The sequence below is a fragment of the Mesorhizobium sp. M7A.F.Ca.US.007.01.2.1 genome (assembly GCF_003998165.1).
GTDB classification, from domain to species: Bacteria; Pseudomonadota; Alphaproteobacteria; order Rhizobiales; family Rhizobiaceae; genus Mesorhizobium; species Mesorhizobium ciceri.
Genome location: NZ_RZQP01000031.1, coordinates 1 through 14,048, shown reverse-complemented (window position 1 = coordinate 14,048; position 14,048 = coordinate 1). Strand labels below are relative to the sequence as shown.

The following is a 14,048-nucleotide window of genomic DNA, read 5'->3' as shown; positions in this document are numbered from 1 at the left end:
GAAGACGATGAGCAAGAAAGATCTCGGCCTGCTGATCCTGATCCTGGTGGTCGGGGCGATCGTGGCGATCATCAATCCGCGCTTCCTGCTGCCGATCAACCTCGCCAACACCTCGAACCTGATCGGCCTGTTCGGCATCCTGTCGATCGGCCAGGCCTTCGTCATCATCACCGGCGGCATCGAATTGTCGGTCGGCTCGGTGGTCGCGCTGCTTGGAACGCTGTTCATCGACTTCATCGCCGTGCGCGAGGTGGGCTGGCCGCTGGCCTTCGTGCTGATCCTGTTCCTCGGCGCCATCATAGGCCTGGTGCATGGCTGGCTGATCACAAGGCTCAAGCTGCAGCCTTTCGTCGTCACTTTGTGCGGCCTGTTGATCTACCGCGGTGTCGCCCGCTTCTACACCGCCGACGGCACGGCGGGTTTTGCGTTCGGCCAGAATTTTCCCGAGCTCGAATTCCTGACGGCCGGACGCTCCTATGGCGTGCCGAACAGTTTCATCGCGCTGATCGTTATTTCGATCGTCATGTGGGTGGTGCTGCATCGCTCGGTGTTCGGCCGCTATCTCTACGCCATCGGCAAGAACGAGGAGGCGGCGAAATATTCGGGCATCCGCACCGGCCGTGTCGTCATCGCCGCCTATGTCATCTGCGGTGTGCTGACGGCGCTGTCGGCGATCTATTTCGCCATGTACACGCGCTCGATCTCGCCGGCCAGCCACGGCCAGTTCTACGAGCTCTACGCCATCGCCGCCGCCGTGCTCGGCGGCTTCTCGTTGCGCGGCGGCGAAGGCTCGCTGATCGGCGTCATCCTCGGCACGGTGCTGCTGCAGGAGCTGCAGAATCTCGTCAACCTGCTCGGCATCCCGTCCTCGCTCAACTTCGCGGTGATGGGCGGCGTCATCCTCATCGGCGTGCTGGTCGACCAGCAATGGGGCGTGTTCCGGGAACGGCGGCTGATGGTCGACGCCACCCGCAAGGGCGTGGCGGGCCAGGCTGCGGAATAGCTAGCCTAGATCAGGCCCGACATGTCGGAAAAGGCCATCGCCTTGCGCAGCACCTCGGCGAAGCGTTCGCCGGCGGCTTCGCGCGGGCCGCTGTTGTCGATCGAGGTGACGCCGGGCCCGGACAGAGTGACATTGGCGCTGCGTGCCAGCCGCGCCAGCACTTCGCCGCGGGACTCGCGGCCGCGCATCGCCAGACGCTCGGCCAGCACTTCAGGCGAGGCAGTGATCTCGACGACGGCCAGGTTGGCATAGCGTTCGCGCAAGGAGGGGATGATCGCGCGCGACACATTGGCGACAGCGACACGGCCATTGGCGACAGACCAGTCGACATCGGCGGGGATGCCGTAGCGCAAGCCGTGTGCTTCCCAGGAAATGGCGAAGGCGCCATCGGCTTCGGCTTCGGCGAAGGCAGCGTCGGCCAGCGTGTCGTGATCCTCGCTTGCGGCATCGCTCGGCCTGGTGATGACCCGGCGGACGAACTCCAGCCGCGTTTCGTCGGCAAAATGGTTGCGGGCGTAGCCGATCACCGTGTCCTTGCCGGCGCCGCTTGGGCCGACGACGGCGACGAAAACGCCATCGCGGATCGGAAACGTCTCGGCCGAAAGTTCCCGCTCGATCAGTGCCGACACCATCATGCCACCCGGCGTCCCTGCCGCCACACGGTGCGCACGACCGGAACATGGTCGTCGACGCGCACCCGCACCAGATCGGCGCGGCGGCCCTGCTCGATGACGCCGCGGTCGGTCAGGCCAACCGCATCGGCCGGGTTCTTCGACACCATGGCGACGGCCTGCGGCAGGGAAATGCCTTCGACGACATCGCCGAGGAAGAACGCCGACTGGATCAGGCTGAAGGGAATGTAGTCGGACGACAGGATGTCGAGCAGGCCGTCGCTGGCCAGCGTACGGGCCGAGACATTGCCCGAATGCGAGGCGCCGCGCATAACGTTTGGCGCGCCCATCAGCACACCCATCCCGGCCTCTTTCGAGGCCCTGGCGGCCTCTTCCGTGGTCGGGAATTCGGCGACCCGCACGCCCTGCTCGATCGCTTCGTCGACATGGCCCGATGTGGCGTCGTCGTGGCTGGCCAGCACGATGCCGCGCTCCTGGCAGGCGGCGGCGATCACCGCCCGGTTCGGCGCCGAATTGCGCGCCGATTCGGCCATCCGTTTTTCGCAGAACACCTTGAAGTCGCGATCGGTCAGCTTCAGCTTGCGCTGGTAATAGTAGGCATAGGTTTCGAGATTGACGAACTGGCGCTGGCCTGGCGCATGATCCATCAGCGATGCCAGCTTAACCCGCTCGTCGCCGTCGAAATTGGCGAAAGCCCTGAGGCAGTCCGGAGCCGAAACCTCGCAGCGCAGGTGGATGAAATGGTCGGCGCGCAGACGGTCCTGCTTCACACTGTCCTCGATCGCGTCGGCCAGCTTGCGGATGTCGGCCGATGTCAGGTCGGCGTCTTCGTCCATGCCGACGCGCAAGGCGTCCAGCACGGTGGTGATGCCGGCGGTTGCCACCTGCGCGTCATGGGCGAGCACGGCGGCGATCGGATTCCAGCGCACCTTGGGCCGCGGCGCGTAATGGCCTTCGAGATGGTCGGTGTGCAACTCGACCAGCCCGGGAATAATATAGTCGCCGCCCATATCCTCGCCGGTGCGACTAGAACCAGAGCTTGCGCCGGCTTCGATGCCGGCGATAAAGCCGTCGCGCAGCACCAGCGAACCTTCGACGATCTCGTCGGCAAGCACGATGCGGGCATTGTGGAGAACAGTCTCGGCGGTCATTTCAGGCAGTCCTTCAGGCGGTTTTTCTGGCCGGGCGGCGCCCGAGCGCGTGATGCGAGAGCACCATGAACGGCGCACCCGGTTCGGTTTCGACAAATAAGGTCAGCGCATCCACCAGCACCTTCTGTTGCAGCACTTCCGCGAACAGGCTGTCGATCGCTGCGCGCAAACGCGGGCTCTCCTGTGACCCCGCCCGGCCGGAGAGCGTCATGTGGAAGCGAAAGGTTTCGAAGACATAGGGGTAGCCCCATTGGCAGAGATTGCGGAACTCGGCCGGCTTCAGCGAATCCGGGCTGCGCCGCTCGATTTCCGCCTCGCTCAGCGGTGCGCGAAACCGGTCGAAGTCGCGCACCACGTCATCGGCGAACCGGTTGAGCGCAGGCACTGGCCCTTCCGGCACCAGTGCGAAGAAGCCGTCGATCTGGCTGACCACGAGACGGGGAATGGTCACCACCGGCGTCACCTCGGCAAAATGGTCGAGCGCGGCGCGCAGCGAGACTTCCGTCTCGTTGGCAGCCAGGCGGAACGGTGCTTTCAGCGTCGCATGGAAACCATAGCGGCGCGCCGAAGCGGTGTGGAAAGCCACTTCCGCCGCCGACAGGTCGGCCACCGCTTCGACCGGCCTCGTGGCGGCGCCAAACGGGTCGCGGCCCAGCCAGTCGGCGGCAATCCGCGCCAGTGGCTCGTCCTGCCGGGGAGTGAAATAGAGGGCGTAGCGCATGGAAAGTCCTTGTCAGCTTCGCTGCCATAGGTGATTTCCATGACGAATTGACGAAGCCTTGCTGGCTTTCAGGTAACAAAACGCCGCGGCGGGGTCATTAGCCGACGATTTTTTCGTGCTGGACCAGGGGGCGAGTGCTCACGCAGCGACCGATCAGGCCTTCATCAGCCATTCATGCTCGGGCGCATTGTGGAACTTCCACGTCCGCTTCGGTCCTGCCATGACGTTGAGATAATAGAGGTCGTAGCCATGGCAGGCGGCGCAGGGGTGATAACCCCTGGGTACCAGCACGACATCGCCATCCTCGATCGCCATTGCTTCGTCGAGCGCGCGATGGCCGTTCTTGTCGGCGTCGGTGTAGACGCGCTGGAAGGCAAAGCCCTGCGGCGGGTTGAGGCGGTGATAGTAAGTTTCCTCGAGGTAGGATTCAGCGGGCAGATTGTCCTGGTCGTGCTTGTGCGGCGGATAGCTCGACGTATGCCCCCCGGGCGTGATGACCTCGACCACCAGCAGCGAATCGGCCGGCTTGCCCTCCGGCAATATGTTGGTGACATAGCGCGTGTTGGTGCCCTTGCCGCGCACCTCCTGGCCGAGATCGTCCGGTCCGATGACGCGAACCGGCAGGCGGCCGCCAAGGCCCGGCGCCGAGCAGACCGCGAGTTCCAGTTCGGTGTCCGCGGTCACCGACCAGTCCGAACCCTCAGGCACGTAGACCGACCACGGCTTGCCCTCGAAGGGCGACATGCGCTCGCCGAGCAGGCCGAGCTCCTTGCCGCCGGCTGAAGCCTTGCCCTTGCCGGTGACGAACACCAGGCAGACTTCGCGATCCTCCGTCTTGCCGGAGGCGCTCTCGCCCGGCTTCAGCCGATGCAGGTCGAAACCGACATAGGTCCAGCCGGCGCTTTTCGGCGTCACATGGGCGACGCGACCGTGGCCCTTGTCGGCTTTGACGAGCAGCTTCGACATTTTTGTCTCTCCTATCGCAAATCTTCGAGATCGGCCGAAGCCTCTCAACTTCGTCACCCTAGGGCGTAGCAGGAGCGAAACTCCGTCGCGGAGACCCTAGGATGACGAAGTTAGAAGCACTGGAAGCTAACCGCCGACGCATGCGATCAGTCACTCCTTCGGCTCGGGCCCGACCGGAGGCCTCGCCTCGTCAGCAGGCTTGTAGAGATAAAAAAACTGCCAGACGGCGTAGCCGGCGAAGCCGAGCGCGATCATGCCCCAGAACGGCGTGCCGGTGGCGAACTCGATGATCGACCAGATGACGCAGACCGCGACGACGGCGACACGCCGCCACAAAGGCCGGAAGAAGGGGTGTTCGGAATCTTTCATCGGGCCAATCTACAGCAATCGGCCTCGCCGGGAACCCGTCGCACCAGCCATTGGGAGACTAGACATTTGGAAAGCCTTGCGTCTCGACCGTGTATCCGGCCGCCGTCATGACGCGCATCAATTCCTTGTAGCCCACTTGCGCCATCCTGAGCGGCGGGTTCTTCTTCGGGTCCTGCTCGGCCTCGACCACGAACCAGCCCTCATAGCCATGGTCGGCGAAGCGCTGCACGATGGCGCCGAAGTCCAGCGAACCGTCGCCCGGCACGGTGAAGGCGCCGAGCGCCACCGCGTCGAGGAAGGACTGCTTCGTGCGGTCGAGCTTTTCGATCACCCCCATGCGGACGTCCTTCACATGCACATGGCTGATCCGGGTATGGTGGTTGTCGATGGCGCGCAGCACGTCGCCGCCGGCGAATGCCAGATGGCCTGCATCGAGCAGCAGCGGAATGCCGGCTCCGGAATAGCGCATGAAGGCATCGAGTTCCGGCTCGGTCTCGACCACCGCCGCCATATGGTGGTGGTAGGACAGCGGCATGCCCTGTTCGGCGCACCATTCGCCAAATTCGGTCAGGCGCTTCGCATAGGCTTTCATCTCGTCGTCCGACAGCTTCGGCTTGGTCGCCAGCGGCTTCGAGCGGTCGCCCTGGATCGAACGGCCAACCTCGCCATAGACGATGCAAGGCGCGTTCACCGCCTTGAACAGGTCGATCATCGGCTGGATGCGATCCTTGTTGTCGGCCATCTCCCCATCGACCAGCGTGCCCGAGAACCAGCCGCCGCACAGCGTGACGTCGGCGGCCTTCAGGATCGGCAGCATGATTTCGGGGTCATTGGGAAAACGCCGGCCCATCTCCATGCCGGTGAAGCCGGCCGAGCGCGACTGGCGCAGACATTCTTCCAGCGACACGTCATCGCTGAGCTCCGCAAGATCGTCGTTCCACCACGCAATGGGGGACATGCCCAGTTTGGCTTTCAAGTCGTCACTCCGGTCCTAAAACAGTTTCTTGCTCGTTGGCGCCGCCCCTCATCTGCCTGCCGGCATCTTCTCCCCGTGTAGAGGCGGGGAGAAGGAGGAGCTTCGGCGCCTCTATCAATCGCCGATGGTCTGCATCTGCCGCTTTTCGTCATACGCCTTGCGCGCCGCGTTGACCTGCGGCCGCACTGACACTTCCGGCACCGCCACATCCCACCAGTGACCGCCGGCATCGGTGGAAACCAGCGGGTCGGTGTCGATGACGAGCACCGTGGTGCGCGTATTCTTCCTGGCCTGTGCCAGCGCGTTTTCCAGCCCGGCGATCGACGGCACTTTCTCGGCAATCGCCCCCATGCTCGCCGCATGCGCGGCGAAGTCGATGTCGGGCAGAACCTCGTGGCGCGAGTCCTTCAGCAGATTGTTGAAGTTGGCGCCGCCGGTCGCCATCTGCAGCCGGTTGATGCAGCCATAGCCGCGGTTGTCGAGCAGCACGATGGTCAGCTTGAGGCCGAGCATCACCGAGGTGGCGATCTCCGAATTCATCATCAGGTAGGAGCCGTCGCCGATCATGACGACGATCTCCTCGCCGGGCTTCGCCATCTTGGCGCCGAGCCCGCCGGCAATCTCGTAGCCCATGGTCGAGAAGCCGTATTCGCCATGGTACGAGCCGGGCGCGCCCGCCTGCCAAAGCTTGTGCAATTCGCCCGGCAACCCGCCGGAGGCATTCAGCAGCGTCACACCGGAGCCCATGGCGCGCTGCACCGCGCCGATCACCTGCGCATCGGACGGATAGGCGGCATTGGTCGACGCCGTCACCTTGGCCGCCTCGACCGCCCAGGCCTTCTTGCCGGAGGACGCATTGTCGGTCCAGCTTGCCGGCGCCTTCCAGTCCTTCAGCGCAGCACCGAGTTCCGCCAGGCCCTCGGCCGCATCGGCCACCAGCGGCAGGGCGCGGTGCTTGCCGGCATCGAAGGGCTGCACGTTGAGTCCGATGATGGTCTTGCCCGAATTTTTGAACAGCGCCCACGAACCGGTGGTGAAATCCTGCAGGCGCGTGCCGATGGCCAGCACGACATCGGCTTCCTCAGCCAGCCGGTTGGCGGCAGAAGTGCCGGTGACGCCGACCGCCGCCATGTTGAGCGGGTGGTCGTCCGGCAGCGAGGATTTGCCGCCTTGCGTCTCGCAGACAGGAATGCCGGCGCCCTCGGCGAATTTCGCCAGTTCGTCCGACGCCTGCGAATAGAGGACACCGCCGCCGGCGATCACCAACGGCTTTTTTGCACCCTTGAGCGCGGCGACCGCGGCCGCCAGTTCCTGGCGATCCGGGCGCGGCCGGCGCTGGTGCCAGACCCGCTCCGCGAAAAAACTCTCGGGATAGTCATAGGCCTCGGCCTGGACGTCCTGGCAGAGCGACAGCGTCACCGGGCCGCAATCGGCCGGATCGGTCAGCACTTGCATGGCGCGGCTCAGCGCAGGAATGATCTGCTCCGGCCGGGTGATGCGGTCGAAATAGCGCGAAACCGGACGGAAGCAGTCGTTGACCGTCGCCGTGCCGTCGGAAAAATCCTCGGCCTGCTGCAGCACCGGGTCGGGGATGCGGTTGGCGAAGACATCGCCTGGCAAAAACAGGACGGGCAACCTGTTTACATGGGCGAGCGCCGCCGCCGTCACCATGTTGAGCGCGCCGGGGCCGATCGAAGAGGTCGCGGCCATGAAGCGGCGGCGGAAATTGGCCTTGGCGTAGGCGATTGCCGCATGCGCCATCGCCTGTTCGTTGTGGGCGCGAAAGGTCGGCAGTTCGTCGCGCACCTGATAGAGCGCCTCGCCGATGCCGGCGACATTGCCGTGGCCGAAGATCGCCCAGACGCCGCCGAAGATCGGGACTTTGCTACCGTCGATCTCAGTCATCTGGCGCGACAGGAAGCGGGTCAGCGCCTGCGCCATTGTCAGGCGGATTGTCTTGCTCATGGTGTTTTCCTCCGCAGTCCTATTCCGCGCCTTCTTATGCCGCCTTGCGGCCGCGCGCGGCAAGCCACGCATCCGTCAACTGTTCGAAGCGCTGCGCCATGTCGGCGATCGCCTCGTCATCCGACATCCTGCCGGCCAGCCATTGTTCGGCGGCGTGGACGAAGATGGTGCGGCCGACGGCGAAGCCCTTGACGATGGGTGCCTTGGCGGTGGCGGCGAACGCCGCTTCCAGCTCGTCCTGCGGCGCTTCCAGGCCCAGCAGCACGACGCCGCGGCACCAGGGGTCGTGCTTCAGGATCACGGCCTCGATCTTCGCCCAGGCGCCGCTCGACGCCTGCGGCTCGAGCTTCCACCAGTCCGGCTTGATGCCGAGCGCATAGAGTTCTTCCAGCGCGCGCGGGATCGTCGTGTCGTCGAGCTTGCCATGCTTGCCGGCAATGATCTCGATGAGAAGTTCCCTGCCGACCTTCCGCGCGCCTTCGAACAGCGCGCGCAACTTCTGCTGCTGTTCGTCCTTGAGCGCGGCCGGATCGTCGGGATGATAGAAGCACAGGCACTTGATGCAGTGGTCGACCGGCCACTCGGTGAGCTGCGAGCCGATGTCCTGCGAGAATTCGAAGCGCAGCGGCCGCGAACCCGGCAGTTCCACCGGCCGCCCGAGCCAGGCGAAGGAATGCCTGGCGAATTCGAACATCGCCTTGCGGCCGTGTTTCTCGTCGATCAGCATGCCGTAGCCGTCGCGGCCGGCGGCAACCTTCGCCGCCGCCTTGACCGCCAGCACCTTGAAATCCTGGATGCGTGCGGGATCGGCACCGGCCTTCGCCGCCACATCCTCGAGCTGCACGCGGTGGTCGCAGGCGAGCGCCATCATCGAGGGAATGTCGCGCCGGCGCGTCGTTGCCCAATGGATGTGGTTGATCGCCTCGTCCTTGCGCAACGCCAGATGCCTGCTGCCGTTCTTGAGGAAGAACCGCAGCTCCTCGAAGGTCGGATATTCCGGCGCGCAGAGCAGCCGCGACACGGCGAAGGCGCCGCAGGCATTGGCCCAGGTCGCCGCCGTCGCATGGTCTTCGCCGCCCAGCCAGCCGCGCAGGAAGCCCGACATGAAGGCGTCGCCGGCGCCGAGCACATTGTAGATCTCGATCGGAAACCCCTTGCCGACGACGCCGTCCTCGAGATCGTCGCTGATCGGTCCGTCATAGACGATGCAGCCCATCGCGCCGCGCTTCAGGACGATGGTGGCGGACGACAGCGAGCGGATTGTCTTCAAGGCGCTCAGGCAATCATCGGCGCCCGACGCGATCATGATCTCTTCCTCGGTGCCGACGATGAGGTCGCAGTCGGGCAGCACCGTCTTCAGCTGCGCCGAGACCCGGTCCGATTTCACATAGCGCTCGAACCCTTCGGCATGGCCGGCGAGGCCCCACAGGTTCGGCCGGTAGTCGATGTCGAACACCACCTTGCCGCCCTTGGCCTTCATGATGCCGATCGCCTTGCGCTGCGCGGCATCGCTGTTGGGCCTGGAAAAATGCGTGCCGGTGACGACGATCGAGCGCGCCGAGGCGATGAAGGCCTCATCGATGTCTTCCGGCGCCAGCGCCATGTCGGCGCAGTCCGAGCGATAGAAGATCATCGGCGAGACGCCTTCGTCCTCGACCGACAGCAGCACCAGCGCGGTCAGCCGCTCCTTGTCGGTCTTGAGCCCGTCGACATTGACGCCTTCACGCGTCAGCTGCTCGCGGATGAAGCGGCCCATCTGCTCGTCGCCGACGCGGGTGAGCAGCGCCGAGCGCAGGCCGAGCCTGGCGGTGCCGACCGAGATGTTGGCCGGGCAGCCGCCGACCGACTTGGCGAAGGAGGTGATGTCCTCCAGCCGCGAGCCGATCTGCTGGCCGTAAAGGTCGACGGAAGCGCGACCGATGGTGATGACGTCGAGCGGCGCGTATTCAGCGTCCACGGCTTCGCTCATTGGAACCTCCCGTCGGCCTTGTTGTGTTGGGGTACACGCGCGAGCGGCAGCGTGGCGCCGGGAATATGAAATAATAATTCCAATCCATAGTCAATATGGAATGAGCATTCCTTCGGTGAAAAGTACCTTTTCGGCGGTGGATCAGGCCTTGCGCTTGCGGCCCGTATCGCGCCGCTTCTCGCCGACGCCGACGGTCAGCGCCATGGCCAGCGCCATTGTCGCCGACAGCGAGCGGAAGCCGGCGAAATCGGCCTCGGCAACCTCGAACCAGACCTTGGCGAACTGGGCGAGCGGCGAAAACGAGCTGTCGGTGATGGCGACGATCGGCACGCCCTGTTCCGAAATGCTGCGCGCCTCCTCGATCGTGGCGGGCGCGTAGGGCGAGAAGGAGATGGCGATGACGGCATCCGCCGGCGTGGCGAAGCCGATCATCTCGGCATTCAGCCCGGCCGCCGATTCGATCAGCTGGTTGCGGATCTTCAGCTTGCCCAGTGCATAGGCGATGTAGGACGCCACCGGATAGGAGCGCCGCTTGGCCAGCACATAGATGGTTTCCGCCTTTGCCAGCAGGGAAATAGCGTCTTCCAGATGCGCTTCGTCCAGCGTGCGCGAGATATCGTTGAGCGAGGTCGAGGCGGCGGCGACGAAGCCGTCGAAGATCGCCCGGTGGCCGGCACCCCCCTCGGCCTTGACGCGCAGCGCCTGCAGCCTTTCGTCATAGGATGAGTTGCGCTCGCGCAGCCGTTCGCGAAACACCTGCTGCAGGCTGGTGAAACCATCGAAGCCAAGCTGCTGGGCAAATCGGATCAGGGTCGAAGGCTGCACGCCCGCCGAAGCGGCGATGCTGGCGGCGGTGCCGAAGGCGATATCGTCGGGATTGTCGAGCGCATGGGCAGCGATCTGGGCGATGCGCTTCGGCAGGCTTTCGCGCCGCTCCAGGATGGTGGTGCGCAGCGTCTCGAAATCGCGAGGTACCCGTTCGTCCATCGTCGCTCTGTCCAGGCTCATGCGTGAAGCGTCCTCTGTGCCTCATCATAGCGAGCCTGCGCAAGAACACCATAAAAAATGAGGCAGACATTCCATTTCAGGAGAAAATGGACTAATTCATCCACGCAGCGCTTCAAGCAGTGGAGAAACGGAAAATGGTCGGCGTCGGTCTCATCGGTACGGGTTTCATGGGCAAGTGTCACGCCATCGCATGGAGTGCCGTCAGCGCTGTCTTTCCCGACGTGGCCAAGCCACGGCTGGTCCATCTCGGCGAGGTCAATGAAGAGCTTGCCCGGCGCAAGGCGGGCGAGTTCGGTTTCGCCAAGGCGTCGGGCGACTGGCGCGCCGTCGTCAACGATCCCGAAGTCGACATCGTCTCGCTGACCACGCCCAACCAGTTCCATCCGGAAATGGCCATCGCGGTTCTTCAGGCCGGCAAGCATCTGTGGTGCGAAAAGCCGATGGCGCCGAGCTTTGCCGAGGCCGAGGCGATGGCGGCTGCGGCGAAAAAGTCCGGCAAGGTCGCGGCCCTCGGCTACAACTACATCCAGAGCCCGGCCATCCGTCACATCGGCGCGCTGCTCGACGAGAAGATCATCGGCGAGGTCAACCATCTGCGCATCGAGATGGATGAGGATTTCATGGCCGACCCGGAGGCGCTGTTCTTCTGGAAGCACGAAGCAGCTTCCGGCTATGGCGCGCTCGACGATTTCGCCGTGCATCCGCTGTCGCTGGTCTCAGCCCTGTTCGGCCGCGTCGCCAGTGTCATCTGCGACATGGCCAAACCCTATGCCGATCGCAAGCTGGCCAGTGGCGGCCGTCGCGCGGTCGAGACCTACGACATCGCCAGCGTGCTGATGCATCTGGAAAACGGCATTGCCGGCACTCTGCTGGTCAACCGCTCGGCCTGGGGCCGCAAGGGCCGCATCGCCGTCCAGATATTCGGCTCTAAAGGGTCGATCCTGTTCGACCAGGAACGATCGAACGAATTCCAGCTCTATCTCACATCAGACCGGCCGACCGAACAGGGCTACCGCACCATCCTGGTGGCGCCGCACCACAAGCCCTATGACCTCTTCGTGCCGGCGCCAGGCCATGGCCTCGGCTTCAACGACCTCAAGATCATCGAGTGCCACGAACTGCTGACGCGGCTTGAAGGCAAGCCGGCGCGGCTCATCGAGTTTGCCGAAGGGCTGGAGATCGAGCGCACCGTGCATGCGATGGCGCGTTCGTTCGAGGAAAAGCGCTGGGTGGACGTACGGTGATATAAGCCCGCTCAGACGACCGTGGCAGCGACGTTCGTCTCCCATCCATTCACCCAGACCTGCCGCAAGCGGTCGCCTTCGCCCTTGAAGCGTAACCCGGTCGCCTGGCAATCCGCGATCCGGTCGCTGCGGAAATTGCGGATCGCCTGGCGCAGCTCGCACCAGGCGACGATGTTGGCGGTTTCGGCGTAGTAGATCAGCGCGATCGGGCGGATGAGGCGCTCGGAGGCGCGGCCCATTTCGTCTCGATAGGAGAGGTCGAGCTTCTCCTCGTCGCGGATGGCGCGTCGCACCAGCGCAAGGTCGATCGCGCCGGTCGAAGGCGCGGCGAACCCCCACGCATGCAGCGCATTGGCGTCGAATACCTGGCGCAAGGGCGGCGGCACCGCGCCGGCGATCTTGGCGCTGACGCGCTTGGCCGCCTGCTTGAGCTCGCTGTCGCCGGTGCGCTCCAGCAGCGCCAGCGACAGGACGATCGCCTCCATCTCCTCGATCGAGAACATCAGCGGCGGCAGGTCGAAGCCGGGACGCAGGATGTAGCCGATGCCGCGTCCGCCCTCGATCGGAACGCGCATCGCCTGCAGCGCTGCGATGTCGCGATAGATCGAGCGCACCGTCACCTCCAGCCGCTCGGCGATCGTCGCTGCCGTCACCGGCTGCCGCGCCAGCCGCAGGATCTGGATGATCTCGAACAGGCGTGAGGCCTTGCGCATTTTTTACCCCAGGTTGCGCGCCCAACTGACACACCATTGTCAGTTGGGCTGACCTATAGGAGCGCCTATCGGATTGAAAATCAACAGGTTCCGCTGCGGCTTGGCCGGGCGAGGCGGCAGGCAACTGACATGGGCTATGCGGAAAATCTCTGGCTTTTCTTTATTCTGCTGTTAGGCATCATCGCCGTTCCGGGCATGGACATGCTCTTCGTGCTGGCCAATGCACTGACCGGCGGACGCGACAGGGGTCTCGCCGCGACCGGCGGCATCATGGTCGGCGGCATGGTGCACACGCTGAACGGCGCCATCGGCGTCGGTCTGCTGATGCATTTCGTGCCGATCCTGTTCAAGCCGCTTCTGCTTGCCGGCGCCGCCTACATGGCCTTCATAGGCATCACGCTGATGCGCAGTTCCATCACTGTCGGTCAGGAGGGGCCTGCCGGCAGCCGTTCCGCATGGAAGGCGTTTCGCCAGGGGTTTGTGACCTGCCTGATCAACCCGAAGGCATACCTGTTCGTGCTTGCCGTCTACCCGCAGTTCCTGAAACCGGACTACGGTCCGATCTGGATGCAGGCGACGGTCATGGGGCTGCTGACCGTGGTGACGCAGGCTGCGATCTATGGCGGGCTGGCGATCACGGCCGGCCGCAGCCGCAACGTTCTGATCGCCAATCCGCGGGCGACCATTTTTGCCGGCCGGGCGGCCGGACTGCTGCTCTTTGCCGTGTCGGTGTTCACGGCATGGGAAGGATTAAGGGCGGCGTAATCCCGGTCACCGCCGCCCACTTCCCTATGCCCTGTCAGGCAGCTCCCTGCCGGTTGTCGATCATGGCGCGGCGTGCCGAGCGGCGCCACTCGACGGCGCCGGCAAGGCCGTGCAGCACCGTCTCGGTGGTCGCCCAGTCGATGCAGCCATCGGTGATGCTCTGGCCATAGACCAGCGGCTTGCCCGGCACCACGTCCTGCCGGCCGGCGACGAGATTGCTCTCGATCATCAGGCCGATGATGCGCTCGTCGCCTGCCGCGACCTGGCCGGCGACATCTGCCGCCACCTTGGGCTGGTTCTCGGGCTTCTTGGCCGAGTTGGCGTGGCTGACATCGATCATCAGACGGGGCGCAACGCCGATGCGGGCGAGTTCCACAGCGGCGGCTTCGACGCTCGCCGTGTCATAGTTCGGCTGAACGCCGCCGCGCAGGATAACGTGGCAGTCCTCATTGCCCGTGGTCGTGGCGATGCCGCTGCGCCCGCCCTTGGTCACCGCCATGAAATGATGCGGCTGCGCGGCGGATTTCACCGCCTCGGCGGCTATGCGCAGATTGCCGTCGGTGCCG

General features: G+C 64.7%; 14 protein-coding genes. 3 read left to right on the top strand and 11 right to left on the bottom strand.

The window, feature by feature from the left end; all coding sequences use genetic code 11:
• Positions 1 to 7 precede the first annotated feature (7 nt).
• Positions 8 to 1,003 (top strand): ABC transporter permease, encoded by a 996-nt coding sequence (locus EN949_RS08560; protein ID WP_027161057.1) that lies wholly within the window; start codon positions 8 to 10, stop codon positions 1,001 to 1,003.
• A 5-nt stretch (positions 1,004 to 1,008) separates the two neighbouring features.
• On the opposite strand, the gene phnN is transcribed toward EN949_RS08560, so the two are convergent.
• The 9 genes from phnN to EN949_RS08515 all read right to left on the bottom strand — a co-directional run bounded on the left by phnN (position 1,009) and on the right by EN949_RS08515 (position 10,739).
• Entirely contained in the window at positions 1,009 to 1,638 is a 630-nt protein-coding gene (gene phnN / locus EN949_RS08555; protein ID WP_024502021.1) for a phosphonate metabolism protein/1,5-bisphosphokinase (PRPP-forming) PhnN, read from the bottom strand.
• Positions 1,635 to 2,786: an alpha-D-ribose 1-methylphosphonate 5-triphosphate diphosphatase gene (locus EN949_RS08550; RefSeq protein ID WP_013528377.1), complete on the bottom strand. Its 1,152-nt coding sequence runs from the start codon at positions 2,784 to 2,786 to the stop codon at positions 1,635 to 1,637. The genes phnN and EN949_RS08550 overlap by 4 nt, the downstream gene beginning before the upstream one ends.
• A 13-nt stretch (positions 2,787 to 2,799) precedes the next feature.
• The gene (locus EN949_RS08545; RefSeq protein WP_013528376.1) at positions 2,800 to 3,507 is read right to left on the bottom strand and encodes a DUF1045 domain-containing protein; all 708 of its coding nucleotides are present in this window, start codon (positions 3,505 to 3,507) and stop codon (positions 2,800 to 2,802) included.
• 153 nt (positions 3,508 to 3,660) lie between these two features.
• Positions 3,661 to 4,473, bottom strand: coding sequence for a 5-deoxy-glucuronate isomerase (gene iolB, locus EN949_RS08540; RefSeq protein WP_064992838.1), 813 nt, complete (start codon positions 4,471 to 4,473; stop codon positions 3,661 to 3,663).
• 150 nt (positions 4,474 to 4,623) lie between these two features.
• Positions 4,624 to 4,842 carry a hypothetical protein gene (locus EN949_RS08535; protein WP_027161053.1) on the bottom strand — a complete coding sequence of 73 codons (219 nt, stop codon included), beginning with the start codon at positions 4,840 to 4,842 and terminating at the stop codon, positions 4,624 to 4,626.
• Between the two features lie 58 nt (positions 4,843 to 4,900).
• Positions 4,901 to 5,818, bottom strand: coding sequence for a myo-inosose-2 dehydratase (gene iolE, locus EN949_RS08530; protein WP_063169768.1), 918 nt, complete (start codon positions 5,816 to 5,818; stop codon positions 4,901 to 4,903).
• A 114-nt stretch (positions 5,819 to 5,932) separates the two neighbouring features.
• Entirely contained in the window at positions 5,933 to 7,783 is a 1,851-nt protein-coding gene (gene iolD, locus EN949_RS08525) for a 3D-(3,5/4)-trihydroxycyclohexane-1,2-dione acylhydrolase (decyclizing) (RefSeq protein WP_127366413.1), read from the bottom strand.
• Positions 7,784 to 7,817: 34 nt separating this feature from the next.
• Positions 7,818 to 9,752, bottom strand: a complete 1,935-nt coding sequence (gene iolC, locus EN949_RS08520; RefSeq protein WP_127370703.1) for a 5-dehydro-2-deoxygluconokinase — start codon at positions 9,750 to 9,752, stop codon at positions 7,818 to 7,820.
• Positions 9,753 to 9,893: 141 nt separating this feature from the next.
• Positions 9,894 to 10,739, bottom strand: coding sequence for a MurR/RpiR family transcriptional regulator (locus EN949_RS08515; RefSeq protein WP_024502014.1), 846 nt, complete (start codon positions 10,737 to 10,739; stop codon positions 9,894 to 9,896).
• Positions 10,740 to 10,894: 155 nt separating this feature from the next.
• Between EN949_RS08515 and EN949_RS08510 the strand changes: the two genes are divergently transcribed.
• Positions 10,895 to 12,004, top strand: coding sequence for a Gfo/Idh/MocA family oxidoreductase (locus EN949_RS08510; RefSeq protein ID WP_127367483.1), 1,110 nt, complete (start codon positions 10,895 to 10,897; stop codon positions 12,002 to 12,004).
• Positions 12,005 to 12,015: 11 nt separating this feature from the next.
• On the opposite strand, the gene EN949_RS08505 is transcribed toward EN949_RS08510, so the two are convergent.
• The gene (locus EN949_RS08505) at positions 12,016 to 12,717 is read right to left on the bottom strand and encodes a YafY family protein (protein ID WP_127370704.1); all 702 of its coding nucleotides are present in this window, start codon (positions 12,715 to 12,717) and stop codon (positions 12,016 to 12,018) included.
• A gap of 129 nt (positions 12,718 to 12,846) precedes the next feature.
• On the opposite strand from EN949_RS08505, the gene EN949_RS08500 reads away from it, so the two are divergent.
• Positions 12,847 to 13,482: a LysE family translocator gene (locus tag EN949_RS08500; protein ID WP_127367433.1), complete on the top strand. Its 636-nt coding sequence runs from the start codon at positions 12,847 to 12,849 to the stop codon at positions 13,480 to 13,482.
• 34 nt (positions 13,483 to 13,516) lie between these two features.
• On the opposite strand, the gene EN949_RS08495 is transcribed toward EN949_RS08500, so the two are convergent.
• Positions 13,517 to 14,048, bottom strand: a 532-nt coding sequence (locus EN949_RS08495) for a 3-deoxy-7-phosphoheptulonate synthase (RefSeq protein WP_127371668.1), incomplete at its 5' end; no start/stop codon positions are given.

Excerpts from the sequence above, each read along its gene's own strand:
- EN949_RS08560 (WP_027161057.1), top strand. The coding sequence starts at position 8 with ATGAGCAAGAAAGATCTCGGCCTGCTGATCCTGATCCTGGTGGTCGGG.
- phnN (WP_024502021.1), bottom strand. The coding sequence starts at position 1,638 with ATGATGGTGTCGGCACTGATCGAGCGGGAACTTTCGGCCGAGACGTTT.
- EN949_RS08550 (WP_013528377.1), bottom strand. The coding sequence starts at position 2,786 with ATGACCGCCGAGACTGTTCTCCACAATGCCCGCATCGTGCTTGCCGAC.
- EN949_RS08545 (WP_013528376.1), bottom strand. The coding sequence starts at position 3,507 with ATGCGCTACGCCCTCTATTTCACTCCCCGGCAGGACGAGCCACTGGCG.
- iolB (WP_064992838.1), bottom strand. The coding sequence starts at position 4,473 with ATGTCGAAGCTGCTCGTCAAAGCCGACAAGGGCCACGGTCGCGTCGCC.
- EN949_RS08535 (WP_027161053.1), bottom strand. The coding sequence starts at position 4,842 with ATGAAAGATTCCGAACACCCCTTCTTCCGGCCTTTGTGGCGGCGTGTC.
- iolD (WP_127366413.1), bottom strand. The coding sequence starts at position 7,783 with ATGAGCAAGACAATCCGCCTGACAATGGCGCAGGCGCTGACCCGCTTC.
- iolC (WP_127370703.1), bottom strand. The coding sequence starts at position 9,752 with ATGAGCGAAGCCGTGGACGCTGAATACGCGCCGCTCGACGTCATCACC.
- EN949_RS08515 (WP_024502014.1), bottom strand. The coding sequence starts at position 10,739 with ATGGACGAACGGGTACCTCGCGATTTCGAGACGCTGCGCACCACCATC.
- EN949_RS08510 (WP_127367483.1), top strand. The coding sequence starts at position 10,895 with ATGGTCGGCGTCGGTCTCATCGGTACGGGTTTCATGGGCAAGTGTCAC.
- EN949_RS08505 (WP_127370704.1), bottom strand. The coding sequence starts at position 12,717 with ATGCGCAAGGCCTCACGCCTGTTCGAGATCATCCAGATCCTGCGGCTG.
- EN949_RS08500 (WP_127367433.1), top strand. The coding sequence starts at position 12,847 with ATGGGCTATGCGGAAAATCTCTGGCTTTTCTTTATTCTGCTGTTAGGC.